Annotated in this window: 24 protein-coding genes; 16 read left to right on the top strand and 8 right to left on the bottom strand. The window is 62.5% G+C overall.

Going from position 1 to position 25,440, the window contains the following annotated elements:
* The first annotated feature begins 80 nt into the window (after positions 1-80).
* From P0D71_RS29725 to P0D71_RS29710, 4 genes are all read left to right on the top strand, one after another.
* Positions 81-2,042, top strand: coding sequence for a phosphate transport regulator (locus tag P0D71_RS29725; protein WP_408483290.1), 1,962 nt, complete (start codon positions 81-83; stop codon positions 2,040-2,042).
* On the top strand, positions 2,039-3,673 hold the full coding sequence (locus P0D71_RS29720) for a PEP/pyruvate-binding domain-containing protein (protein ID WP_408483289.1): 1,635 nt from the start codon (positions 2,039-2,041) through the stop codon (positions 3,671-3,673). The genes P0D71_RS29725 and P0D71_RS29720 overlap by 4 nt, the downstream gene beginning before the upstream one ends.
* A gap of 138 nt (positions 3,674-3,811) precedes the next feature.
* Positions 3,812-4,030, top strand: a complete 219-nt coding sequence (locus tag P0D71_RS29715) for an HP1242/YdcH family protein (protein WP_091804415.1) — start codon at positions 3,812-3,814, stop codon at positions 4,028-4,030.
* Between the two features lie 398 nt (positions 4,031-4,428).
* Positions 4,429-5,277, top strand: a complete 849-nt coding sequence (locus P0D71_RS29710) for a hypothetical protein (RefSeq protein WP_408348623.1) — start codon at positions 4,429-4,431, stop codon at positions 5,275-5,277.
* Between the two features lie 187 nt (positions 5,278-5,464).
* Here P0D71_RS29710 and P0D71_RS29705 read toward each other — a convergent pair whose 3' ends face one another.
* Positions 5,465-6,595: an MBL fold metallo-hydrolase gene (locus P0D71_RS29705; RefSeq protein WP_408483288.1), complete on the bottom strand. Its 1,131-nt coding sequence runs from the start codon at positions 6,593-6,595 to the stop codon at positions 5,465-5,467.
* Positions 6,596-6,680: 85 nt separating this feature from the next.
* Between P0D71_RS29705 and P0D71_RS29700 the strand changes: the two genes are divergently transcribed.
* Positions 6,681-7,295 (top strand): TetR/AcrR family transcriptional regulator, encoded by a 615-nt coding sequence (locus P0D71_RS29700; protein ID WP_408483287.1) that lies wholly within the window; start codon positions 6,681-6,683, stop codon positions 7,293-7,295.
* 120 nt (positions 7,296-7,415) lie between these two features.
* On the opposite strand, the gene P0D71_RS29695 is transcribed toward P0D71_RS29700, so the two are convergent.
* Positions 7,416-8,180, bottom strand: a complete 765-nt coding sequence (locus tag P0D71_RS29695) for an SDR family oxidoreductase (protein WP_408187661.1) — start codon at positions 8,178-8,180, stop codon at positions 7,416-7,418.
* 139 nt (positions 8,181-8,319) lie between these two features.
* Here P0D71_RS29695 and P0D71_RS29690 point away from each other — a divergent pair, with 139 nt between their 5' ends.
* Positions 8,320-9,237, top strand: a complete 918-nt coding sequence (locus tag P0D71_RS29690) for a LysR family transcriptional regulator (protein WP_408483286.1) — start codon at positions 8,320-8,322, stop codon at positions 9,235-9,237.
* A 111-nt stretch (positions 9,238-9,348) separates the two neighbouring features.
* Here P0D71_RS29690 and P0D71_RS29685 read toward each other — a convergent pair whose 3' ends face one another.
* The 6 genes from P0D71_RS29685 to P0D71_RS29660 form a co-directional block, all read right to left on the bottom strand.
* Positions 9,349-9,831, bottom strand: a complete 483-nt coding sequence (locus P0D71_RS29685; protein ID WP_408483285.1) for a cupin domain-containing protein — start codon at positions 9,829-9,831, stop codon at positions 9,349-9,351.
* A 267-nt stretch (positions 9,832-10,098) separates the two neighbouring features.
* On the bottom strand, positions 10,099-11,280 hold the full coding sequence (locus P0D71_RS29680) for a porin (protein WP_091804432.1): 1,182 nt from the start codon (positions 11,278-11,280) through the stop codon (positions 10,099-10,101).
* A gap of 582 nt (positions 11,281-11,862) precedes the next feature.
* Positions 11,863-12,474, bottom strand: coding sequence for an ATP phosphoribosyltransferase regulatory subunit (locus tag P0D71_RS29675; RefSeq protein ID WP_408483284.1), 612 nt, complete (start codon positions 12,472-12,474; stop codon positions 11,863-11,865).
* A 333-nt stretch (positions 12,475-12,807) separates the two neighbouring features.
* Positions 12,808-13,203 (bottom strand): hypothetical protein, encoded by a 396-nt coding sequence (locus tag P0D71_RS29670; protein WP_408483283.1) that lies wholly within the window; start codon positions 13,201-13,203, stop codon positions 12,808-12,810.
* A gap of 592 nt (positions 13,204-13,795) precedes the next feature.
* Positions 13,796-14,230 carry a YybH family protein gene (locus P0D71_RS29665; protein WP_408483282.1) on the bottom strand — a complete coding sequence of 145 codons (435 nt, stop codon included), beginning with the start codon at positions 14,228-14,230 and terminating at the stop codon, positions 13,796-13,798.
* A 53-nt stretch (positions 14,231-14,283) separates the two neighbouring features.
* Entirely contained in the window at positions 14,284-15,237 is a 954-nt protein-coding gene (locus tag P0D71_RS29660; protein ID WP_408483281.1) for a LysR substrate-binding domain-containing protein, read from the bottom strand.
* A 157-nt stretch (positions 15,238-15,394) separates the two neighbouring features.
* Here P0D71_RS29660 and P0D71_RS29655 point away from each other — a divergent pair, with 157 nt between their 5' ends.
* The 10 genes from P0D71_RS29655 to P0D71_RS29610 all read left to right on the top strand — a co-directional run bounded on the left by P0D71_RS29655 (position 15,395) and on the right by P0D71_RS29610 (position 25,331).
* Entirely contained in the window at positions 15,395-16,462 is a 1,068-nt protein-coding gene (locus P0D71_RS29655) for an ABC transporter substrate-binding protein (RefSeq protein WP_091804443.1), read from the top strand.
* 57 nt (positions 16,463-16,519) lie between these two features.
* Positions 16,520-17,599, top strand: a complete 1,080-nt coding sequence (locus P0D71_RS29650; RefSeq protein ID WP_408483280.1) for an ABC transporter ATP-binding protein — start codon at positions 16,520-16,522, stop codon at positions 17,597-17,599.
* On the top strand, positions 17,586-18,458 hold the full coding sequence (locus P0D71_RS29645) for an ABC transporter permease (protein WP_408187669.1): 873 nt from the start codon (positions 17,586-17,588) through the stop codon (positions 18,456-18,458). The genes P0D71_RS29650 and P0D71_RS29645 overlap by 14 nt, the downstream gene beginning before the upstream one ends.
* A gap of 15 nt (positions 18,459-18,473) precedes the next feature.
* Complete coding sequence (locus tag P0D71_RS29640; RefSeq protein WP_091804452.1) at positions 18,474-19,271, top strand: ABC transporter permease; 798 nt, start codon at positions 18,474-18,476, stop codon at positions 19,269-19,271.
* Entirely contained in the window at positions 19,268-20,404 is a 1,137-nt protein-coding gene (locus P0D71_RS29635; protein WP_091804455.1) for an NAD(P)/FAD-dependent oxidoreductase, read from the top strand. The genes P0D71_RS29640 and P0D71_RS29635 overlap by 4 nt, the downstream gene beginning before the upstream one ends.
* 7 nt (positions 20,405-20,411) lie before the next feature.
* Positions 20,412-20,783 carry a (2Fe-2S)-binding protein gene (locus P0D71_RS29630; protein ID WP_408483279.1) on the top strand — a complete coding sequence of 124 codons (372 nt, stop codon included), beginning with the start codon at positions 20,412-20,414 and terminating at the stop codon, positions 20,781-20,783.
* Positions 20,773-22,191 carry an FAD-dependent oxidoreductase gene (locus tag P0D71_RS29625; protein WP_408303122.1) on the top strand — a complete coding sequence of 473 codons (1,419 nt, stop codon included), beginning with the start codon at positions 20,773-20,775 and terminating at the stop codon, positions 22,189-22,191. Before P0D71_RS29630 ends, P0D71_RS29625 begins: the two co-directional genes overlap by 11 nt.
* Positions 22,184-23,356 carry an NAD(P)/FAD-dependent oxidoreductase gene (locus P0D71_RS29620; protein ID WP_408483278.1) on the top strand — a complete coding sequence of 391 codons (1,173 nt, stop codon included), beginning with the start codon at positions 22,184-22,186 and terminating at the stop codon, positions 23,354-23,356. Before P0D71_RS29625 ends, P0D71_RS29620 begins: the two co-directional genes overlap by 8 nt.
* Positions 23,357-23,434: 78 nt before the next feature.
* The gene (locus P0D71_RS29615) at positions 23,435-23,788 is read left to right on the top strand and encodes a RidA family protein (protein WP_408187673.1); all 354 of its coding nucleotides are present in this window, start codon (positions 23,435-23,437) and stop codon (positions 23,786-23,788) included.
* Between the two features lie 199 nt (positions 23,789-23,987).
* Entirely contained in the window at positions 23,988-25,331 is a 1,344-nt protein-coding gene (locus tag P0D71_RS29610; protein ID WP_408483277.1) for a TAXI family TRAP transporter solute-binding subunit, read from the top strand.
* The last annotated feature ends 109 nt before the right edge of the window (positions 25,332-25,440 follow it).

Raw genomic sequence — 25,440 nt, 5'->3', positions numbered from 1 at the left:
ACTCCGGCCTCGTCGCTGCTGTCAGGAAAGTGTCATATACGCAGCCGAGACTGGACCACCTACCCGCACAAGTGGCTCCCATGACGCAAAAGACCCAGGCAATTGCTGCAATGGGACAGCGCAGTCTGCTGCTGCCAGGCTGGATCAAGGCGGCACTGTCCGCCAACGACCGTCTGAAGCTCTACCTGAGCGTGCTGCAGGTTGCATTCGCGCACGCCGAACATCCCGACCGCGAATTGCCGGACCTGACCGCGGAACTGGTCGCCGCACACGTCGACGCGCCATGGCTTCACGACATGCCTGCAAGCGCTTCGCTAGTCGACGGCACGTTGCTGCTGCCCGACCTCGCGCGTCTCGTGCAGCGTCTCGCCGAAGATCTGGAGACGATGGCCCGACCGTTGCTCCAACCGGACGACCAGACAGACACATTGCACGCGCGTGTCCAGCACTGGCTGGACGGGCTCGACGCACTGCGGGGCGAACGCCTTAGCCGCGCACAACTGCAATTGCTAACGCGCGGCCAGCAAACGAATGGAGACGACAGCCTGCACATGCTGGTGATGGACCTTCACCGTGCGCTCAACCAGCTGGCGAATACGGTCTCGAGCGAGCAGATCGACGGTGCGCACGTGTGGCAACTGCAACCGGCCGACCGCGCGCGCGTCGTCGCGTTCATGCGTGGGCTGAACCGCACGGCGCCACTGAAGTTCGATCATCCCGGGCTCGACACCGCGGCGACGCGCGACGGCGAGCGGCTGCTGCTGCAAAACGACATCGGCACCAACGACGTTCATGTGCTGGTCGTGCAAGTTGAAGGCCTGACGATTACGCTGAGTTATTCGGATCTGCACCGGCCGCGATTCGCGTTCTTCCAGTCGCTGCTGGTGGCTTACGGTGCGCAGTGGAGCGACTTGCAATCGAAGGTCAATGCGGCGCTGAACGAAGGTGACGCTTACACGTTCGGCGTTGCGCGCTTTGATTGTGCAGACGAGCGCACGCTCGACACCGCGCTCGAAGGAATCGGTTCACGCATTGTTTTTCTGATCGACTGGAACCGGGCCCGCAAGCGGTTGCTGTCGTTTGTCGATAAAGACGCGGCTATCGAGGTTCTGCGCGATGCGGCCCGGCTCGACGTGGGTCACATGGCGTGGTTGAAGGCCGGTGGTGAAGCGCTCATCTACGCTGCGATGCAGGCCGTCGGTCAAGGGGCGTTCCGCATCGGCGACCGGCTGGACGCAGTGCTGGGCTCGCGCGATGCGCAGGCGTTCATGGTCGAAGTGCTGCAGATGGCCAGTCACGCGCTGATCGGCGGGCAGCCGGCGGCGCTCGTCGGCGATCAAACGCGGTTGCTGCTCGCCCGGCGTGTGCGCCAGCACAGCAGCGCGTTCGAGCTGCTGGAGGAGCACGCCGCGTACTGCCACGCACTGGCGCAAGCGGTAAGCGACGGCCTCACGCATGACGTCATGTGCGCGCCGCCGGCGGGCGAGAACCCTGCGCAGGCACTGGCCGCGAGAGCGAAGGCATGGGAGCGGCAGGCGGACCATCTGGTAATGCGCGCGCGTGAGCAGGCGCAGCGTCAACCTCGCTGGCAGCCGTTCAAGCAACTGCTTGAACTCTCCGACGACATCGCCGACGCGCTCGAAGAAGCCGCGTTCCTGATGAGCCTGATCGCCGACGGCCACCAGCAAGGTTGGGACAGCAACGTCCACGAATCGCTGTCGCGCCTCGCACAAACCGTGCTGATGGCGACACAGGAGCACGTCAAGTCGCTCGCTATCGCACGCAGCCTCGGCACCGCCAGCGATACGACCGACAGCGACGCGTTTCTTGCCGCGTCGTGGAACGTGCTGCGCTCGGAGCGCCAGTGTGACGAACTGCTGCGCGCGGCACGCCGCGCCATTCTCGGTGTCGTGCGCGATGCCGCCAGCCTGATGCTCGCCAACGATCTCGCAACGACACTCGAACTGGCCTCGGATCGTCTGCTGGTGGCCGGGTATGCGTTGCGTGATGTCGCATTCAGCGAAACCGGAGCGAACACATGACAGCACTTCAAGCCGATGCGGCTCAACGCTGGCCCGACGAGGTCTACCTGATCGGCTGCGACGCCACACCGCGCGGTAATCCCGAAGCGACCCATGCGTCGGCGGAAACGGTCGGCTTCAAGGCCTACAATCTGCTGCGCATGGCTGACCTCGGTCTGCCGGTGCCGCCGGCTTTCGTGCTGGGCACGCACTACTGTCGCGACGCTCGAGCCCGCGAAACTGCCACCGCGAGCGCGGTGTGGGCACCCGGTCTATGGGAACTGGAGCATGCCACCGGTCAGCGCTTCGGCGACACGCGCGTGCCGCTGCTGCTCTCGGTGCGCTCGGGGGCGCCTGTGTCGATGCCGGGGATGATGGATACGCTGCTCAACGTCGGCCTGTGCGATGCCACCCTTGCGGGCATGCTCCGCCAGACCGGCAATCCGCGTCTGGTCTGGGACACCTATCGCAGACTCGTTGCGAGCTACGGTGAACTGGTCGCGGGCGTGCCCCCGTCGATCTTCGAAGCGGAATACGCCGCGCTCGCTGGAACTCGCGACGAGCACGGACTCGATTTCGCCGAACTACGCGAACTCACGCATCGTTGCCTCGCCGCCTACGAGGGTGCTGCCGGCCAGCCATTTCCGCAAGATCCACAGGTTCAACTGGCGAACGCCATCGGCGCGGTGCTGACGAGTTGGCAATCATCCAGGGCCTGTGCGTACCGCAAACAGTGCGGCATCAGCGATGCAATCGGGACGGCCGTGACTGTGCAGGCCATGGTGTTCGGCAATGCGGGCGGGCGTTCGGGCGCGGGCGTCGGGTTTACGCGCGATCCGGTCAGCGGCGAGCCGGCGCTTTGGGTCGACTTCCTGTTCAACGCGCAAGGAGAAGATGTCGTCTCGGGCCGCCGTAGCGCGCGCGGCCACCAAGAGCTCGCCCAGGCAATGCCCGCGGTCTGGGAAGCATTGCGCGATGCGGCGACGCGGCTCGAACGCGCGTTCGGCGACATGCAGGACATTGAGTTCACTGTGCAGGATGCACATTTGTACATGCTGCAGACGCGCAATGGAAAACGCACGCCGCAAGCCGCCGCGCGGATTGCGCTGGATCTGCTCGACGAGGGCTCGATCAGTGCTGATGTGGCGCGTGAGCGCACGGCCGCGCTGAAGCCCGCTGCGTTGATGCGCATGTCTATCGCGGCATCCGATAACGATCGCCCGCTCACGCCACTCGCGCACGCCGCGAGTGCGAGTAGCGGGGTCGCGTCAGGGGAAATCGCTTTCGACGAAGCACGCGCGCGCACGCGTCATGCTGCTGGTGCGTCGGTCATCCTGGTGCGTCGCGACGCGGAGACCGACGACATCGCCGCACTGGAGGTGGCTGCGGGTCTGCTCACGCAGCGAGGCGCACGCACCTCGCATGCTGCGGTCGTCGCGCGTCAACTTGGCAGGGTTTGCCTTGTCGGCTGCGCGGCGCTGCATCTCGATGAATCGACACGTACTCTGCAAATAGGAGATACGGTGATGCATGAGGGTGACGAAGTGACCCTCGACGGCAACGACGGTGCGATCTATGCGGGCACGGTGCGCACGGTCGTCGAGGCGTTGGTCGAATTGCAGGCACGTCTTGAGCGATTGCGTGCGCCATGAATCGGGATGCGCGGCAAGCGGGCGCCGCGCCCGTCCGGTAGCGCCTTGATAAGAATCAAGGCCGAGCATTCCTGCGGGTGAAATACTAACGAATTGAAAGGCCAGATCTTTCACCCGTGATCGAAAAAGGAGTGTGTGATGTTCCCTGAATTTCGCGACCTGATTTCCCGCCTGAAGACCGAAGACGCTCATTTCTCGCGGCTCTTTGATCGACACAATGAACTGGATCACCAGATCAGCAACATGGAAGCGGGCGTGACCCCGTCTGACAACCCCGCTATCGAAACGCTGAAGAAAGAAAAGCTCCAGCTCAAAGATCAGCTTTATGCGGTGCTGAAGAAGGCCTCTGCTGCGTAAGCTGCTTTCCGCCGAGATCACTTCCGTGAGGCAAGCCAAATATTTTGCAAGCACTGACGTAATGCCGCGTTCTTCTCAAGCGTTGTCGATATGGTTTGGAGCTGTGGCCACGGTGGCCCGAATGATCGGCATAACAGCGACGTAGCGTCCGGTGCAACTCACGGTGACGCACTTTTAGACTGCTGACAACGGCCGAGTGGTTGCAGTCTTGTATTCGATTCAACGCCGACATATAACGAATCATGCGATGCGCTCTCCCGGCGGTGGGCGTCTCGTCAAGGAACATCGGGCAGATTCCGTGCGACAGTTCAGCACCTGTTGAGGTATGCCAACAATGTGGCACCCTCGACTATGCGTTGGGTAACAGCAGATGAAGCTCGACCCGGCAGGAGAACAGCATGAGCGTCCACGCAAAAACGCGAGAACGTACCGCGATCATTACGCTTGCTACGAGGGGACTGCGGACATCGGCAGAGACGATCGCGATTGTCATCCTTCTAACTGGATGTGGCGGAGGAAGCGAGAGTGACGGCGCCGCCACCTCGGTGATCGCCAATGACGTCCATTCGCAGGACCTGGTCGTGAATCACCATGTCGTGTCGCTCAATGTGCAGTTCCGCGGCAAGACATATAGTCAGTGGGCGGTCTCGTTCTGGCGATGGGCGCTGGAATTGCCGCTCGGCCCCCTTCCCCATCCGTTCGACGACTGCAACCATCGTCCCATCTCAGCGGCGCAAACGGGAAACGTCTGGTATTGGGCCACGCCCAATTCTGCACCGCTGACCTGCAATCAGCTGGCGACAACCATTCCTGCTGGGACGTCTATCTTTCTGTCGGTGCTCGACGGGACGTCTATCTTCCTGCCCATGTTCAATGGGACGACCTCGCTGAACAATCCACCACTCCAGGCGCTTACGCCGGACCAGTTGAAAATTGTGAGTGCCTTCGCAAGCGACATCCGTGATTTGTTCTGCACTATCGACGGTGTTTCCGTAGGCAACATCTCGGCTTATCGCACGCCGATCGGCCAATTCTCGTTTTCTGCTCCGAGCCCGTGGATTTTTGGCCATACTGGTGGAAAAGGGACTGCCGTCGCGGACGGCTACTACCTGCTGCTGGAGCCACTATCCGCAGGGTTGCACACGATTCATTATGGTGGGAAGTTCGTTATTCCCGCTGGTGTGTTCGGATCCGATCAGGCTGTCATTGCCAAAGACGTTACGCTCCTGATCAGGGTCGGCTCATAGGCTCTGGTAAGCCTATCGCCGACTTCCCTGCCATCCTCATCAATTGCGAGTTTGCGCCGATAGACTGGCTCGCTTTGTAGCCTGTGCGATGTTCCACTTCTGAGTAGCGGTGACCTGTAAACGAGTGTTGGCGAATGATGTATTGCGAGGCGCAATCATCCGACGACCAGGCGGCGCCAATCAGGCTTCAGGAAGACTCCGCGTCTGCGGCATTGCGCGACGCGCACAGGCGCCATGCGGTCTTCGGCGCAGCGGCGGTCTCGACGGCATGGCGCCACCAGCGTTCGCCGCGATGCGGGGCGCTCAAATCCAGCCGCTCGCCCATGCCGGGCGTCGAGAGCGCGACACCATGCACGAGAGCGAGGCCGCTCACCCTTTCGAACGGCTCCTGCCAGTGGTGCATCGCGAGGTCGAACGTGCCGTTGTGAATGGGCACGAGCCAGCGGCCGCGCAGATCGATGTGCGCCTGCACGGTTTCTTCGGGCTGCATATGAACGTACGGCCACTGTGGGTCGTATGCGCCGGTCTCGACCAGCGTGACGTCGAATGGTCCAAGGCGCTCTCCGATCGTCCGGAAGCCGTCGAAGTAGCCGGTGTCGCCGCTGAAGAAAACACGCAGATCATCGTCGACGATCACCCACGACGCCCATAACGTGCTGTTGCCGTCGAACAGGCTACGGCCGGAAAAGTGCTGCGCGGGCGTCGCGGTGAACTGCATGCCATCCACCTCCGTGCCTTGCCACCAGTCGAACTGCCGTACTTTCTCAGCGTCGATGCCCCATTCGATCAACCGGTCACCCACGCCGAGCGGTGTCAGAAACACACCGGTGCTCTGCGCGAGCGAGAGCACGGTTTCGCGATCCAGATGGTCGTAGTGATCGTGTGACAGGATCACGCCTCGTAGCGGCGGCAAATCGGCCAGCGCGATCGGCGGCGCATGGAAGCGCTTCGGGCCCAGATTCCGGAATGGCGACGCACGCTCGGCGAAAACGGGATCGGTCAGCCAGAACTGGCCGCGCAGCTTCAGCAGCATCGTCGAGTGGCCGAGCCGGTAGAGGCTGCGGTCGGGCGCCTCGTCGAGTTGCGAACGCGTCAGCGCGCCCACAGGCAACGCGACCGTCGGCACCGTGCCGCGCGGTTTGTTGAACAGCAGGTTCCACGCGATCCCAAGCGTCTTGCGCAAGCCTTCGACGGGGCGCGGCTTGACGTTGCGAAAACGTTCGCCGTCATGCTGCGGCGAGTGGCTGGACAACGCGCGGCCGCGTTGCGCGGCGGTAACGCCGAGCACGCGGCTGACAAAGGCGGGGAGCGACGTCATGAGATAGGCGGTCCAAAGAAAAATGTACACTCGGCAGTGTAGTTTATTTTCGAGAAAAGTAAACTGCCCGGTGTAAAATCCGCTCATGGATTCAAGTGACACCCCTCAACGCCTGACTGACCGCAAACGTGCCGCCATTGTCGGCGCCGCGATCGAGGAATTCCTCGCGGCCGGTTACGACGCGACCAGCATGGACCGTATCGCCGCCCGCGCGAACGTCTCGAAACGTACGGTCTATAACCATTTCCCAAGCAAGGAAGCTCTTTTCGCGGCGATTCTTCATCGGCTTTGGGACGCGAGCCAGCAGGGCGACGCGCCCGCCTACAGTGCCGACGAACCATTGCGCACGCAGCTGCTCGACCTGTTGGGACGCAAGCTGCGGCTGCTAAACGACGAATCTTTTCTGTCGCTTGCACGTGTGGCAATAGCGGCCGGAATTCATTCGCCGGAACGCGCGCGGGACATGGTCGCCCGCCTCGGTGAACGCGAAGAAGACCTGACCGTGTGGGTCCGGGCGGCCGCCGCGGACGGCCGTCTCAAGACCGACGACCCGCTTTTCGCGGCGCTGCAGTTGCAGGTGTTGGTGAAGGGCTTTGCATTCTGGCCGCAGGTGACGATGGGCCAGGCGCCGCTCGGCGAACAGGAGCAAGGTCAGCTCGCGGAATCGGTCGCTGACCTGTTCCTCGCGCGCTATGCGTGAGCCGGCGTCCGGGGCTCGCGATTCGAACTTCACATGCCGCGAACTGTGTGTGGGCCACGAAGCGCAGCCTGTTCACGTGGACGATCTCTTCAATCGAGGTCCCGGACGCCGCCCGGAATTTCACGTGCGCGTAATCGATGCGCCGCCATCCACTAGCGAAGCAGTACCGGTTACGAAAGACGAGTCGTCGGACGCCAGATAGAGCACCGAACGGGCAAGTTCCTCCGGCCGCGCAACCCGCTTGAGCGCATGCAACGCGGTGACGAACGCTTGTGACTCGGCCGTATCGTTCATGTCGCGATACATTGGTGTATCCACGGCGCCGGGCAGGATCGCGTTGACGCGCACGCCTTGCGGGCCGTACTCGGCAGCGAGCGCTTGCGTCAGCCCAATCAGTCCGGCTTTGCTCGCAGCGTAGGCCGCGGTGCCGGGGAAAGCGAATGAATACCCGACGAACGTCGACGTAAAGATGATCGATCCGCCGCCTTGCTTCACCATTTCGGGGATCTGGTGCTTCGCGCCCAGAAACGCGCTCGTCAGATTGGTCGCCAATGCCGCCGACCAGCCAGCCTCCGACACGCCCGTGCTCGGGCCCATTTCGCCCAGCGTGCCGGCGTTGTTATAGGCAATGTCGAGCCGGCCAAAGCGGCTGACGGCGAGCGCCACCAGCGCTTTTGCGAAGTCCTCCGACTGCACGTCGCCCGCCAGGAAAGCGGCTTCACCACCCGCGTCGGCAATCTCAGCAGCGAGCGTTTCAAGTTCAGCTTCGCGGCGCGCCGCGATCACCACTTTCGCACCTTCCGCAGCGAATAGTTTTGCGGTGGCCCGGCCAATTCCCGCGCTGGCACCGGTCACGATGGCGACTTTTCCGTTCAAGCGTTGCATGTTCAATCTCCTGCAGCAGTTTGTCGACCGAGGCCGAATACCTCGGTCCGTGGAAAGCACTATAGGCTTCAGCCATGCATGCAGAAAGGCGAAAAACATAGGTGTATCATTCAGCAAATGTGAATGATTAGGGGCAGACATGGACCGGCTGCGCGCTTTTGAAGTCTTCGTGACCGTGGTGAGCCGAGGCAGCTTCACGCGAGCAGCCGATGTGCTCGAAACCTCGCCCGCCAACGTGACCCGCTACGTGAATGAGTTGGAGGCGCATCTCGGCACGCGCCTGCTGAATCGCACGTCACGCAAACTCTCGCTCACCGAGGGCGGCGAGACCTTTTACTCACGCTGCAAATCCATTCTCGACGACGTCGCCGAGACCGAGGGGCTCGTGTCGTCCGCGTCGATCGAACCGCGCGGCCGGCTGCGCATCAATGCGCCCGTGAGTTTTGGGATTCTGCACCTGGCGCCGCTATGGCCCGAGTTCATGCGGAAATATCCCGAAGTGGAGCTCGACGTCTCGCTGATCGACCGCGTCGTCGATATTGTCGACGAAGGTTACGACCTCGCCATTCGCATCTCACGCGCCGGTTCGACTAACTACGCAGCCCGCAAGCTTGCGACGTCGACCAACATTCTGTGTGCGTCGCCGGCTTACCTCGCGCATTACGGATATCCCGCAGCGCCCGCGGACCTGAACGAACATCGATGCATCGGCTACTCGTATGCGGCCACCGGCGACGAGTGGCAACTGATCGACAGAAATGGCAAGGCTCACATCGTGAAGGTCAACTGCCACATGCGCACCAACAATGGCGACACAGCGCGTGCTGCCGCGCTTGCCGGGCAAGGCGTGATCTGGCAGCCCACGTTTCTGGTCGGTAACGACCTGCGTGCCGGCCATCTCGTTCGGGTCTTGCCTGAGTATCGTCTGCCTGACATCGACGTGCTCGCGTTGTACCCGAGTCGTCGACACATGAGCGCCAAGATGCGCGCGTTGATCGATTTCCTCGTCGATGCATTCGGCGGAACGCCTCCGTGGGATCGGCCCGGCCACGCGTAAGCGCGTGTCGCAGCGCCGACGAATTGAAAGGCGCCTGGAAAACTGCGTCCAGCGCGCGCCGACCTTGCCGTTTACGCCGCGTATGAACTGTCCGCGCTTTGGAAGCGGACGTTACTCCGGCTTCCCGTCATGATCGCCGATCGGTCTGATTGGCCAGTCCGTCCAGCGGTCCACGCGCGTCAGTTCATATGCTTCATTTAGCGGATATCGGATACGGTTGTCTTCGCGCGGGCGCTCACCGATCACCATCAGCCTGACTTCGTCGGCGGTGTCGTTGATGAACGTGTGGCAGATACCGGTGCCGGCCGGAAACGCAACCGAGTCGCCTTCGACAAGAGCGTGCAGAACGCCGTCGATCCAGACATCGGGCTTGCCTTGAAGCACGTAGACGAACTCCTGCTCGGTACTTTCGGCGTGCGGATATGAAGTGCGGCGACCCGGCAAGAGCCTGACATGATGTATGCCGATCCGCGTAATACCCATCGCGGCGGAGAGCGGCGCGTCGAGTCCCATCGGCTCGGAGTCACCCCGATAGCAATGCGCATGCGGCTCTTCCAGTTCGGTCCAGTGCTTGATGAAATCCGGGCGACTCATCGCTTGTTCTCCTTGGTGACGAAAAACGATGATAGCGGGTTACAGAGAGAACGAACGACGCACGATCCTCGCGCGGTGGCCTTCAATGCCTGAAGCAATCCCCGCCTTTGCTGTTCAGAGGAACGGCTTGGCGGGGTTTGATCAGTTGTCTTCAGCTAAAGCCAGAGCTATCGACCCGCTCGATAACGCGCGGTCCGGCCAGCGCAGCCACGGCCGCCGCTGCGGATTGCGACAGAGCCCCTCGGCGCGCCGACCATGACGGGTCGGCTAAAAACGGTGCCTCAGCCCCAAGGCGGCGACGAACTGATTCGCGCCGGACGCGCGCGAGAAGTTCGAGATCTGCGCGCCCTGAATCCCGGTTCCTTGCAACTGGTTGGCGCGTTGATAGATGGCTTCCGCATAGACGTCGGTGCTAGGCGACAGGAAGTAGGTGTTGACGATGCCGGCCTGATGCCACTTCGGATAGCGCACGCCCGTCGGCGTGGCGAAGCGGCCGAGCGTGAATGTATAGGCAGCCGAAATATCCCACCTCGGAGTGACGGCGTAGCGCACGTTGATTTCGACGTTGTCGAAGCGCACGTCGTCGCCGGGCAGGCTGATAGCGGTATCGGCCACGTTGTTGATCGACGAGGCTTTGTCCAGCCGCGTTTCGCTCAAAATGAGGCCGACCGCCGTTTGAGTGAAATGATAAAGGCCGCCCGCCGCCCAGGTGCGCTGCCGCTCCGCGTTGAACGGCGCGCCGGCCGGTTCGGCGCCGTTCGTATTGGCCGTCGCGAGGTTCGATGCGTTATTGAATTGAAAGTAGCCCGCGCCGAGGTCCAGATTGGTGTACTGATACCCGAGACCAAAACTGTAGCCACGGTTATCCGCGAAGCCGCCCGCTTCGTTCGAGAAGCCATATAGCGCCCCGAGCTTCAGTCCACCCAGCAACACCGGGCTCGTGTACTTGACCGAATTGTTCGTTCGTGTGTAATTGTCGAGGTTGTCGTTGTCGAAAACGTGCGCGAAAGCGGTACCGCCGTATCGTGTGCCGCCCAGCGCGAACGGCTCGACGAACTGAACGACTTCGTCGAACTGACGACCGAATGTGAGCGTGCCTGTCGACTGCGAAGCAAGTCCCATCCACGACTGAAAACCAAACAGGCGGCCCTGTTGCGCGGCGGTGCCGTTCATCACGTTAAAGCCGTTGGTCAGCGTGAAAATCGCGCTGAGATCGCTGGAGATCTGCTCGTTGCCGGACAATGCCCATCGGCTGATGTTGATGTCGCCATTCTTCGCCTGCCAGGCACTTCGATGACCATTCGCGTTGCCCGCGTCGCTGACATAGGCGAGACCCGCGTCGACCGATCCTGACAGGCGCACCGAGTTTTGTGCGTGCACGGCCGGACTGGCGAACGCGAGCAAAACGCTCGTTATCCGAATTTTCATCTTCAACTTTCTTTTATTCATATATTAATCTGATGCTTTGCGAGGGGTTGCGATATATGTCGATATATGTCGATATGCCGGCAGGAGACGATTAATGCGCGCATTGTGTGGATTGCATTTTCCATTTCCTGAAAATGCTTTCATGCACCTGGCTGCAGGCCGAATGTTGTGCGGTCTGATCGTGTAAGCGGCTGCTTGCCGGGATTAGGGAGCTGCGTGCGTCCACGTCCATGGCTCGACGCGTGACGCAGGCATATAGTCGGCGTACGTGCCGGGGCCGATAAAGCGTATTTTCAGGAAGAGACTGTTATGGATAGCTCAACGTCGGCGTACGCGCCCCGGGCGTAACGAACCTCGGTCCATCGGGTTAGTCGAGATTACTAAATCACTATTTATTGGTTGACGGCTCTTTGCCGGAATGGCGTCCGATTAATGATTCGACTCCAATCTGCCGAATTGGAAAAAATGAAGTTAACACGCGTGATTCAATAGGCGATCGCGTGTTAACTCAAACGGCCTTTCAGCGCATGAGTCAGGTCGGCGGGCGAACGGCCACTATCTGAGAACAGGGGACATGTGAATGCCCCCTCGATCTTCCCTTCGCTATATGAGCCCTTGAGCAGCCATGGCTAACAGCAACCGCTCTGCCCCAATGCCGAAACCCGCGCCCTCCCGGTATGCCCCTCCGCCTACAACTTGCTGTTGCGCGCCGAGTTCGGTGCAGCGCATCTCGAAACCTTGGCCGTTCAGGTAATAGCTGAGTCCCCTGCGAGCCGCATCATCGATCTCATAGCGCACTCCGAGTGAATCGAGAAAGCCGACCGCAATCTCCAGGCTCCGCCTCGCAGCCAGTTCAGGATTTGCGCAAAGATATTCGAATCCCAGTTGCGAAAACTCCCGATAGCGGCCGGCCTGCGGTCGCTCGTATCGATAGCAGCGCGCAACGTAGAACAGCATGCGCGCCTCTCGTTGACCAAGCAGTGCGATGCACCTCTCCTGGAATAAGGCCGTGGCTTCCGGGATCAGACAGCAAGGTCGTCCCTTCTTATCCGGAAAGGCCCACATCTGGCCGATGATCTCACTGCCGCCGGCCTTCTGGACGAACGTATCCTGCGACCACAAGGCAGGCACGATAGCCTCTTCGGCTCCAGCATCAATGAAGGTAGCTCCGGAACCGATCTTCCAGAGTGCGTATTTGTGCGGCTTCCTTCCCAACGATAAAACGAGTTCCGCGAATCATGGTCATGAGATCCTCGCGAGTCCGGAAAATAAAAAAAGGCGCCTGAGGCGCCTTGATCGTTTGTGCATGGAGACGGAGAAAACGAACTCCCGAATTCCTTGCTATGGACGTAACGAATCACGGCGCACTGGATTGCGGCCGTGATGATGGTAAAGCCGGGTCGGTACGTTACGAAGTTCCATATCGACAATACTGACACACAAAACCTGGAAGCACCATCCTGCACTGAACTCGTCGAGGCGAGCGCAAACGAAACGGGGCGCTTCCGTACAGGCCACGCCCCGCGAATTCAACCTGTCGGCAGAAGATCAGTTCCGCGCTTTTTCAATTGCGCCGACGGCCAGTTGGCGCGCGAGGTCGCCGTACAACTCGGCCCATTTGCCGAGCAATCCAGGGTCGTCGGTAAGAAAGAGTGGATGTTCGGCCCACGCGCTCACGTCCGCGCCTTTCCAGGCCATTTCGAAGATTCGCAGATCTTCGTCCTCGCTCACGCCGATATCGACCATTTCTCGGAACGACGCGAGATCGGCGAGTTGCACACTCCGCACCGGGATCGTGTGAATGGCAGCCAGTGCGCTCGCCGCGCGCTTGCGGGCGTCTTCGCGGGTGCCGGCGAACACGAACACGATGCTGTCTTCGTCGGCGTGACTGAATACGGCCCGATAGAGCGAGGATCTGCAGCGATCGCTGAGTTGCGTGCCCATGGTTGCCTTGATTGCTGAAGACGGTTCGCCATCTTGGCCGGTGGATCGAGTGCCGCCCGGTTGCGCTTCCGGTCGGTGCTTTCGGTTGCGGCATCTGTCGCTGCACAGGTACAGATACATTCCGCATACGACAAGACAAGCCAGCGAGAGAATTCCCACACCCCCAAGTACAGCCAGATCAGCGTGCGCCATTTCAGGCCCCCTTCAGTCCCGCTTATACTTCGTCTCCCATGTCCGGAGCCTTCCGGCAAGTTCAGTCGAGTCCGGGGCCGCGGCGTATCGGTCTGCGCCCTTCGTCGGATAGCATGAGGCTGTCAGCGAAGGGCGACGCTACGAGTATCCGGCGAGGTTCACCAGCGATCAACTGAGCACACCTCTCTATTGACCAAAGCGGTTCACTATAGGACGCTAGTGGGCTGGAGTTCCGGAACCGCAAAGCTCTCGCAAGCGCAATCGCACGGCCTTGAGCGGCGCTGCTTATTACCGCCTTATCCACACAATGTTATAACGCTGTGCCGGAAAAGGCAGACTTGATCTGGTAAACCCAGGTGCTTCCGGTAACGTACGTCGTGAAAGTGATTGTGCTGCCCGATCACACCACCCCGCCGTCTCTCAAGACGGCTTCCCCCGTGCGAGGATTCGTCAGGGTGACGTTCTCCAGCGCCTTGATTCGCCACTCGCCAGCCTGCCGCGTCAGCACCGCAAGGATCAGCGTATCGACAGCATGCGGCCCCGCCGGATGCGCCGCACCGACCGTGAGGCGGCTCCAGAAGTGCATGAGCGCCGCATCGCCGCCGATCGCGACCACGTCGATCAACTCGTTCTCCAGCGTCGAATCGCTGTAGATAGTGGCGTGGATGGGCGCATGCAGCTCGATGATCGCCTCGACGCCGCGCACGTAGTGCCCGAACCGGTTCACGAAGGTCGCGTCCTCATGGAACAACGCTCCGAGGGACTCCATGTCGTGACTGTTCCAGGCGTTCTGAAACGCATGGAGCGCGTCTTCGGGTTGTCTCATTTGATTCATGTGGATTCTCACAAGTGTTTACACTGGGACGCCGGACGCTCACCGCTCACCGCTCACGCCCCAGCCCGCGCCCGTACCCGCCGGCGTCCCGCCACACTCCGCGCCGGCGCCACGACCTCCGCCAGCAATTCTTCATGCAAGCCCCGCAAAACCTCGACGAACGCCGATGCGAGCCGCTCCCGCGGCCGGTGCGGAGGAAACAGCAGATAGGTCTGAAAACGCGTAGCCGGCAAGAAAGGGCGAATCTCGATCCCGGGTCCTGCGAAGTCGCGCGCGACGATCGGATGCGCTAGCGTCACCCCCATGCCGTGACGCACCATCTCGCAGCACATTGCAGTGTATTGCGCCTCGATCGCCAGGACGCGCTGCACGCCCGCGCGCTGGAACACCTCGTCCATCATCGCACGCGTGCCGTCGCCGTGACACAGCGAGATGAACGACTCGCCTTCCAGATCCTCCGGCTTGATGCTGCGCTTCGCCGCCAGCCGATGCGCCGCGGGCAACACACACACGGCAGCCACATCCGACAGCTGCTCGACCTCGCAATCGGACGCCTCGCTGACATACACGGCCACGCCGAGGTCGCAAAACTGCGACGCCGTCCAATGATTGACAGTGCTCGACGTATTCACGTGCAGCGACACGGTGACTTCCGGGAATAGCTCGACAAAGCGTTTGATCGCATGCGGGACCAGCGTCATGCCCGCCGAAGGCATTGCCGCGATGCGCAAACGCCCGCTGCCGAGATTGCGAATCTGCGCCGCGGCAGCCACCAACCCTTGCAAGCCGACGAACGCGCGTTCGACTTCGCGAAAGAACGCCTCGCCCTCGCTGGTTGGAATCAGACGCACGCCGCTGCGCTGAAAGAGCTGCAAGCCCGTATCGCGCTCCAGTTGCGCGATCAGACGGCTGACGTTCGGCTGCGAAGTGAAGAGCGCCTTGGCCGCGGCGGTCATCGATCCCGACACCATCACCGCGCGAAACGCCTCGATGTGCTTGAGATTCATCCGTATTCTCCCTTAGACGAGGCCCACCAATCCATATCATCCATGCATAGATAGGTATTTTATTCGTATTGGACGACATGACCAGCCGGCGCGACACTGCATTGTAACGACGGGCAGTGAAGCCCGCCTCCCCACACCGGAACTGGAGATCGTCGTCATGAGAAGAGCGTTGCATCGCCGTCTGTCCGCCCCATCCCGCACCGCCATCGCGGCGCTTTCATTCACTTCCGCCCTGGCCGCGCCGCTCTTCGCGCAAGCCGAGACCACGCTGTATGTCGCCAATGTCGGCGGCTCGAACGAGCAGGTCTACCGGCAAAAAATCATTCCGCCGTTCGAAAAAGCGCACAACGTCAAGATCGTCTACGTCGCCGGAAATTCGAGCGATACGCTCGCCAAGTTGCAGGCGCAGAAAGGCCATCAGCAGATCAACGTCGCGGTGATGGACGATGGTCCCATGTATCAGGCGATGCAGCTCAACCTGTGCGCAAAGCTCGACGACGCGCCCGTGATGAAAGACCTCTACCCGCTCGCGAAGCTCGGACCGACCGCGATCGGCGTCGGCATGGTGGCGACCGGCATCGGCTACAACGAAGAGGCGTTCAAGAAGGCCGGCCTGCCGCCGCCCGATTCGTGGAAGGCGCTCACGGACAGCCGCATCAAGGGCAAACTCGGCGTGCCGCCGATCACCAACACCTACGGTCTGCATACGCTCGTGATGCTCGCGCGTCTTTCCGGCGGCGGCGAGAAGAACATCGATCCAGGTTTCGCCGCGATGACCAAGGACGTCGCGCCGAACGTACTCTCCTGGGCGCCCACGCCCGGCGAAATGGACGGCCAGATGCAGGCGGGCGACGTGATTCTCGCGCCCTATGGCAGCGGCCGCGCAGTCGCATTGCAGAACACCGGCTTTCCGCTCAAGTTCATTTATCCGAAGGAAGGCGCGGTCGCGCTGCAGGTAGCGGCATGTGCCGTCGCGGAAAACGCACAGCCGCAGTTATCGCAGCAGTTCGTGCAATACCTGTTGAGCCCGGAAGTGCAGACGTTGCAAGCGCAAGGCATCGGCCTGGGTCCGGTCAACAAGACCGTCAAACTCACGCCGGAGATTGCCGCGCGCGTGCCCTACGGTCCCGAACAGATCTCGAAGCTGACCGCGATGGACTGGACCACGATCAACCAGCATCGCACCGAGTGGACCGAGCGCTGGAACCGTTCGGTCGAACGCTGAACTCCGACACCAGCAAGTCCCTCGCGCGGCGCGCGATCTGATGAAGGAGCAAGGCGTATGGCCTTCCTGACTTTGCAAAACATCTCGAAACGCTACGGCGATTTCACGGCAATCGAACACCTGGATCTTTCCGTCGAACGCGGCGAACTGCTTTCGCTGCTCGGACCGTCCGGCTGCGGCAAGACCACTACGCTGCAAATGGTCGCGGGCTTCGTCACGCCAACCACCGGCAGCATCCTGCTCGATGGCCGCGACATTACGCACGAGCGTCCCGAGAAACGCGGCATCGGCGTGGTATTCCAGAGCTACGCGCTGTTTCCGCACATGACGGTGGCAGGCAACGTCGGCTTCGGGTTGGAGATGCGCAAGGTCAAGCTCAAGGAGCGCGATGAGCGCGTTGCCGAGGCGTTGTCGCTCGTGCGCCTGAACGGCCTCGGGCACCGCTATCCGAAGGAACTGTCGGGCGGCCAGCGGCAGCGTGTGGCGATTGCGCGCGCTATCGCGATGCAGCCCGAACTGCTGCTGCTCGACGAGCCGATGTCCAACCTCGACGCCAAGTTGCGCGAAGAGATGCACATCGAATTGCGCGCGATCCAGAAGCGGCTCGGCATCACGACGATTCTCGTCACGCACGATCAGGTCGAAGCGATGACCATGAGCGATCGCATCGCGGTAATGCATCGCGGCGTGATTGCGCAACTGAGCACGCCTTACGACGCGTACGAGCGCCCCGCCACGCCGTTTGCCTCGACGTTCCTCGGGCGCACCAACGCGTTTTCCGGCGAAGTGCTGCGCCGCAACCCGCGCTGCGCGGAGGTGGAGGTCGCGGGCACCACCCTGCACGTCCCGCACGAAGGCCGTCATGTCAACGGCGCGGTGAACGTATACATCCGCCCGGAAAAGGTGCATCTGGCCAATGGCGATGCGCGGGTGCGCGGCCGCATCTCGACGCGTGTTTTCGTCGGCAATCAATGGCTGCTCGAAGTGGACACCGAACTCGGCAAGCTGCGTATCGCGCAACCGAATCACGGCGCGCCGCCGCCCGAGGAAGGCGACGAAGTCGGCCTCGCGTGGACCGACGACGACCTGCGCGTGCTCACGCGAGACAACCAGGAGAGCCCTCATGGCCACGCTTGACGACGCCCGCCCCGGTGCCGCGCCATGGCTGCTGTCGGGCCCCGCGCTGTTGCTGTTCATCGGCTTGCTGTTGGTGCCGATGCTGCTCACGCTGATGCTGTCGTTCCGCGTCTTCAGCGATACGGCGGGTGTCACGGCCGCCTATACGCTCGCCAACTACTGGGAAGTCGTCAGCGACCCGTATTACGGCACGATCTTCCTGCGCACCGCCGGTCTCGCCTTCGCCGTCACGCTGCTGTCCATCGTGCTCGGCGTGCCGGAGACCATCGTGCTCGCGCGCATGAGGCGTCCGTGGCAGTCGCTCTGTCTGTTGATCGTGCTGGGCCCGCTGCTCATCTCCGTGGTGGTGCGCACGCTCGGCTGGCAGATTCTGCTCGGCAACAACGGCGTGCTGAATAACGTTCTGCAAGCGCTGCACGTCACCAGCGAACCCATTCGCCTCGTGTTCACGATGACCGGCATGATCATCGCGCTCACCCACGTACTGGTGCCGTTCATGGTGATGTCGGTCTGGGCGACGATGCAGAAGCTCGATCCGCAGGTGGAATGGGCCGGCCGCTCGCTCGGTGGCTCGCCGTTCGCGGTGTTCCGCCGCGTGGTGCTGCCGCAGATCATGCCGGGCGTGCTGTCGGGCTCGATCATCGTATTCGCGTTGTCGGCCTCGGCGTTCGCCACGCCCGCGCTGATCGGCGGCCGGCGCCTCAAGGTGGTCGCCACCGCGGCCTACGACGAGTTCCTCGGCACGCTCAACTGGCCGCTCGGCGCGACTATCGCCGTGCTGCTGCTGATCGCCAATGTGGCGATCGTGATGGGTTGCAGCCGGCTCGCCGAACGCCGCTTCCAGCACATCTTCGACTGAGCGAAGGAGACGATCATGAAACAGAACGGCATTCTCGGCCTCGTCTACAACGCGTTCTTTCTGACCTTCATTCTCGCGCCGCTCGCGGTGGTGATGCTCGTGGCGTTCACCGACAAGGGCTTCATCTCGATGCCTTTCGACGGCGCGTCGCTGCGCTGGTTCCGCGCGATCCTCGAGAACGGCGACATCGTCGCGGCATTCTGGCTCTCGGTGCGGCTCGCGTTCGCGGCGGCGACGATCGGCGTGTTGCTGGCGGTGCCTGCCGCGCTGGCGATCGCCCGCTATCGCTTTCCGGGCCGCGCCGCGCTCACGAGCTTCTTCCTCTCGCCGATGATGATTCCGGCAGTCGTGCTCGGCATCGCGTTCCTGCGCTTTCTGTCGCTGCTGCATCTGTCCGGATCGTTCTGGTCGCTGGTGTGCGCGCACGTGATCATCGTGCTGCCGTATGCGCTGCGGCTCGCGCTGTCGTCGGCGGTCGGGCTCGATCGCGATGCCGAACGCGCCGCGCTCTCCTGTGGCGCGAGCCGCTTCACCGCCTTTCGCCGCGTGGTGCTGCCGATGATCCGCACCGGCGTGGCGGGCGGCTGGGTGCTCTCGTTCATCCAGAGCTTCGACGAACTGACCATGACCATTTTCGTCGCGACGCCCGGCACCACCACGCTGCCCGTCGCCATGTACAACCAGATCGCGCAGACGATCGATCCGCTGGTCGCTTCGGTGTCGGCGGTGCTGATCGTCGGCACTGTCCTTTTGATGATCCTGCTCGACCGCATGGTCGGCCTGGATCGCATTCTGATCGGAGAAACCCGATGACATTGACTAGCACCGCCAGCCCCGACGTCCTTGTATTGGGCGGCGGCCTCGTCGGTTCGGCCGTGGCCTACGGACTCGCCCGCGAAGGCGCGCGCGTGACCGTGCTCGACGAGGACGACGGCGGCTTTCGCGCGTCGCGCGGCAATTTCGGCCTCGTCTGGGTTCAGGGCAAGGGCTATGGCCTGTCGCCTTATGCACGGTGGTCGCGCAGTTCGGCCACGCGCTGGCCGGGACTCGCGGAAGCGCTGTTGCAGGAAACAGGCGTGAACGTGGCATTGCGTCAGCCCGGCGGCTTTCACTTCTGCTTCGACGACGACGAACTCGCCGAACGCGAAAAACGCCTCTCGACACTGCAAGCCGAACTGGGCGATTACCCCTACCAGATGCTCGACGCCGCGGAAGTTCGCGCGCGCATTCCCCAGATCGGCCCCGCGGTGATCGGCGCGAGCTATACGCCAATGGATGGTCACGTGAACCCGCTCAAGCTCCTGCGCGGACTGCACACCGCCATGCAGGCGCGCGGCGTGCGGCTCGTGTCGGGCGAACGCGCGGAACGCATCGAGCCGCAAGCGCAGGGCTTCGTCGTGCATGGAAAGCGCGGGACGTATCGCGCGGCGCGGGTCGTGCTCGCTGCCGGGCTCGGCAATCGCACGCTCGCGCCGTTCGTCGGACTCGACGCGCCGGTCGCGCCCAATCGCGGCCAGGTGCTGGTGAGCGAGCGCGTCGCACCGTTTCTCGAGTATCCGACGCTCAACGTACGCCAGACCGACGAAGGCAGCGTGCAGTTCGGCGATTCGATGGAAGAAGTCGGCTTCAACGATTTCACGACCACGCATGTGCTCGCCGACATCGCCCGGCGCGGCGTGCGCGCGTTCCCGATGTTGCATGACGTGCGGCTCGTGCGCATGTGGGCCGCGTTGCGCGTCTACAGTCCCGACGGTTTTCCGATCTATGACCAGTCCGAGGCGCACCCCGGCGCGTTCGTCGTCACCTGCCATAGCGGCGTGACGCTGGCGGCCGCGCATGCGCTGCGCGTCGCGCCGTGGATCATGGGCGCGCCGATGCCCGAGGAATTGCCCACTTTCTCCGCGCGCCGCTTCGAGCACGCCGGAGAACTGACTCCCGCTCATTGAATTCGACATGACTACCCAATCGACTCACACACTCTTCAAGCCGCTGCCGGACGCGCAAGGCGCTGCCGCTGCGAGCGTCGACATCTGGTTCAACGACCGGCCGCTGGCCGTGCCGGGCGCCCGCTCCGTGGCGGCGGCGCTGCTCGCCGCAGGCGTATCGCGCTTTCGTGCGACGCCCGTGTCGGGCGCAGCGCGCGCGCCTTTCTGCATGATGGGCGCGTGCTTCGAATGTCTCGTCGAAATCGACGGCGTGCCGAGCCGCCAGGCCTGCATGGTCGAAGTCAAAGCCGGCATGCGAATCCGCTCGCAGGAAGGCGCGCGCGACCTGCCGCCCGCGACCCTGACCGACGCACCGCTGGAGAACGCCCATGGCCGCTGATTTCGCATCCGATTTCGCTTCCGAAGCCGTCGACGTCGTCGTGGTGGGCGCCGGCCCCGCGGGCATGAGCGCAGCGACGCGCGCCGCGCGTGCCGGCCTCAAAACCGTGCTGATCGACGAACAGGACGCCGTGGGCGGCCAGATCTACCGCGGCATCGGCCGCGCCGATGCGCGCCGCAAGGAGATTCTCGGGCCGGACTACGCAGCGGGCTCCGCCATCGCCGATGCGTTCGCCGCCTCCGGCGCGCGCCACGTGACCCATGCGACGGTGTGGCAGGTCACGCGCGAGCGCGGCGTCAATTATCTGAAGGACGGCAAGATCGGCAGCTTCGACGCGCAATGCGTGATTCTCGCGAGCGGCGCGTTGGAGCGGCCCTTCCCGATTCCGGGCTGGACGCTGCCCGGCGTGCTGACGGCGGGCGCAGCGCAAATTCTGTTGAAGAGCGCGGGCGAAGTGCCGGCCGCGCCGCCGGTGCTGGCGGGCTGCGGGCCGCTGCTGTATCTGCTCGGCTGGCAGTATGTGCGCGCCGGCGTGCCGATCCGCGCGCTGGTCGATACCACGCGTCACGAGGACCGCTGGCGCGCGAAGCGTCACGCGCTGGCGGCGCTGCGCGCGTGGCCGTTTCTGAGCAAAGGCTTGCAACTGATCCGCACGCTGCGCGAAGCGGGTGTGCCGATCTTCGAGGCGGCGGACGATCTGCGCGTGGAAGCGCGCATCGGCACGGATCACGTGGAGCGCGCCGCCGCGCTTCACTTCACGACACAAGGCACGGCGCATCGTATCGAAGCCGATGTGATCCTGCTGCACCAAGGCGTCGTGCCGAACACGCAATTCACGCAAGCGCTGCGCGCGTCGCACCGCTGGGACAACGCGCAACTCTGCTTCACCCCGAAAGTCGATGCATGGGGCGAACTGGACGTGCCCGGCATTTTCGTCGCGGGCGATGGCGCGGGCATCGGCGGCGCGCAGGCAGCGGCCTTGCAGGGCACGCTCGCGGGTCTCGCGGCGGCCGCGCAACTCGGCGCGATCACCCCGGCGACACGCGATGCGGAAGCCGTCGCGCATCGCCGCGCACTGGCGGGCGTGATGCGCATCCGGCCTTTTCTCGACAGCCTGTATCGTCCGCGCGACGTCAATCGCATTCCGCGCGACGAGACTATCGTGTGCCGTTGCGAGGAAGTCACCGCGGGCGAGTTGCGCAAGTTCGTCGAACTCGGCTGTGTCGGACCGAATCAGGCGAAGTCGTTCGGACGCTGCGGCATGGGTCCGTGTCAGGGACGCATGTGCGGCCTCACCGTGACGGAAGTGATCGCCGACGCGCGCCGCGTCTCGCCCGCCGAAGTCGGCTACTACCGCATCCGTCCGCCGATCAAGCCGCTCACGCTCGGAGAACTCGCTGGTGAGTGACACGACCGACATTCAGGAAGCCGATGTCCTCGTGGTCGGCGGCGGGCTGCATGGCACGAGCAGCGCGTTCCATATGGCGCGGCGCGGCGCGAAGGTGATCGTGCTCGAAGCCGACTACGTCGCGCGTCATTCGTCGGGCGTGAATGCAGGCGGTGTGCGCACGCTGGGCCGTCCATTGCCCGAGATTCCGCTTGCGCTGATGTCGCGGGAAATCTGGCACGGCATGACCGATCTGCTCGGTGAGGATGGCGGCTTCGTTCCTTCCGGTCAGTTGAAGATCGCCGAAACGGATGACGAACTCGATGCGTGCCGCGAGCGCGTCGCCCTGCTCGAATCGCATGGATTCACGCACGAAAAGGTCATCGACCGGGAGACCGTGCTCGAACTCGAACCGGCGCTCGCGCGGCATGTCACTGGCGGAATCTGGGTGGAGCGCGACGGCTACGCGCTGCCCTATCGAACCACCACGGCATTCCGGCTCGCAGCGCAACGACTCGGCGCGCGGTTTCTGGAAGGCACGCCGGCGCGCCGCATCGAACAGCGTGGCACGCTATGGTTCGCCGTCACGTCACACGGCACGTTCAGCGCGCAAAAGCTGCTCGTCACCGCGGGCGCGTGGTCCGGCGAATTGGCGAAGCAGGTCGGCGAGCCCGTGCCGGTGCACCCCGAAGGTTTGATGCTGATGGTCACGCATCGTGTTGCACCGTTCTGCTCCGCGACGCTCGGCGCAACGGGCAGGCCGCTGTCTTTCAAGCAGTTCGACAACGGCACCGTGGTAATTGGCGGCAAGCTGATCGGCATTGCGGATCTGGCCAATCGTCACGGCGAAGTCGATTTCGTTCGTCTCGTGCGCAGTGCGCGCACCGTGACCGATCTGTTTCCTCATCTGCGCAATCTTGGCGTGAACCGCGCGTGGGCCGGCGTCGAAGCGTTTACCGAAGATGAACTGCCGGTCATCTCCGCGAGCCGCAAGGCGTCGGATCTGTATTACTCGTTTGGCTATTGCGGCAGCGGCTTTCAGCTCGGGCCGGGCTGCGGCAAGCTGGTGTCCGAACTGATGCTCGACGGCGCGCCGTCGATTTCGCTCGATGCGTTTGCCATCGATCGCTTTGGCCGCACCGCGGAGTCGTCCTTTAGCGGTGCTTCGTCTCTAGCGACGCATTAAACACTGTTATTTCTTTGCGCCGTCGTGCGAGCAGTCAGCGCGCGGCGACTTCGTTCGACTTCAACTGGAGAGAGTGTCATGACCGATATCGTTCGTATCGAAACCAATCAACGCATGAGCCGCGTCGTCAAGGCGGGCGGCCTCGTATTCGTCGGCGGCCAGACTTCCGCCGATCACACCCCTGACGTGAAACTCCAGACCGCTAAGGTGCTGGAGAAGATCGACAATTTCTTGGAGAAGGCCGGCATCGACAAGACGCGACTCGTCTCCGCACAGGTCTGGCTCGCGGACATTACCCGCGATTTCGCGGGAATGAACGAGGTATGGGACGCATGGGTTCCGCAAGGTAGCGCACCCGCGCGCGCGACGGTGCAAGCGAAGCTTGCCGCGCCCGAGTTGCTGGTCGAAATCGCGGTGGTGGCACTTGCCTGAGAGGTGCTGCTGGCGCGGGTGTTTATCTGGCGTCTGAGGGTTCGCCGACAAACGCCTTCTGCCTGGTTGATTGCCGATACAGCGCAGGAAGAAAGCGCCTGCCGGATTGTTGACATGAAGCCGGGTAGCCTGCAGTCTACGCACGTTAGGGCAGCGTTGTGCTCCTCCCGTTCGGAGGGCTGACCAAAGAGGCCGAAACGTGCCAAGGAACAACCCCGTTCTCCATCGCGCCCGGAAAGGACCCATCAGGCCGAAGCGCCCGTGGCTCTTCATCACGGGTGCGATTCTGCTGGTGGCCGTGTCGGGCTGGTTGCTGGCGATCATTCTCGAACCCGCGTTTCAGCATACGATCGTCATCACATCCGGGGCAGACCAGGGAATCTATCGCGGCTTTGCGGACCGCTACGGCCCGATCCTGAAACGCAAAGGCGTGACGCTCGATATCCGCAGTTCTTCCGGTTCGATCGAAAATTATCAGCGGCTGAAGGATCCAGACAGCGCTTACCAGGTCGGCTTTATCCAGTCAGGCACGACCAGTCCGAAAGAGACCGACAACCTCAAAACGATCGCCGCGGTGTCGTACGAACCGATCTGGGTGTTCTATCGCGGCGACACCACGATTGACCGGTTGGCGCAATTGCGTGGCAAGCGGATTTCCATTGGCGTTCCTGGCAGTGGTCTGCTGAACGTCGCGCTGCAATTGCTCGCCTACAGCGGTGTCTCCGGCGACGACGCCAAGCTGTTGCAAATGGACGCTACCAAAGCGTATCAAGGTCTCGAAACGGGACAACTCGATGCGGCATTCTTTATTGGCAGGCCGGATGCCGATATGCAACGAACCCTGCTCAACAGCAATCTGAAGCTAATGAGCTTTGCTCAGGCCGACGCGCTAGTCCAAAAATTTCCGGCTCTCTCCAAAGTCATTTTTCCGCGCGGCTCGACGAGCATTGCCAATGATCGTCCGTCGGCGGATGTCACCCTGCTCGCCGCAACGGCTTTGCTCGTGGCGAAAGACTCGTTGCACCCGGCCTTCGTCTATCTGTTGCTGGATACGGCAAGCGCCGTCCATGGCCGCGAGGACTACTTCACGCCACTCGGCACCTTTCCCAACGTCAACACCGACGAATTTCCCGTTTCCGACGAAAGCATTCGCTACTTCAAATCTGGCCGTCCGCTCCTGCAACGCTACCTTCCGTTCTGGCTGGCCAGTTTTATCGAGCGGCGTCTTCTGATTCTTCTGCCCTTCGCGGCTTTGCTGCTTGGCGTGCTTCAGGCGTTGCCCCGAATCGCGGAGACACGGATCAAAAACCGCCTCGTAGTCTGGTATCGCGAAGTGAAACTGCTGGAAGATGAGATATGGCGAAGTGAACGGCCGAGCCAGGAACAGATCTCGCAATGGAGCGCCGAGATCGAACAGATCGACGCAAATGCTAACCAGATACGCTTGCCGCAGCGTCATCTTCCGGACATTTACGCCCTCAAACAGGCCATTGAGGTCGTTAGAGGGCGGATTTCCTACATGGCTACGCAGATAAATAAATAGCCTGACAGGAAAGTCGATGGGTTCGGATCGCACGCGAGGCGGCCATGTCAGGTCGCCCTGCGAGATCGACTACATGTTCGGATAGTTCGGACCGCCGCCGCCTTCAGGT

It is taken from the genome of Paraburkholderia sp. RL17-383-BIF-A, assembly GCF_046028015.1.
GTDB lineage: Bacteria > Pseudomonadota > Gammaproteobacteria > Burkholderiales > Burkholderiaceae > Paraburkholderia.
Note: the sequence above shows the minus strand (reverse complement) of the source record. Positions and strands in the feature narration are given on the sequence as shown.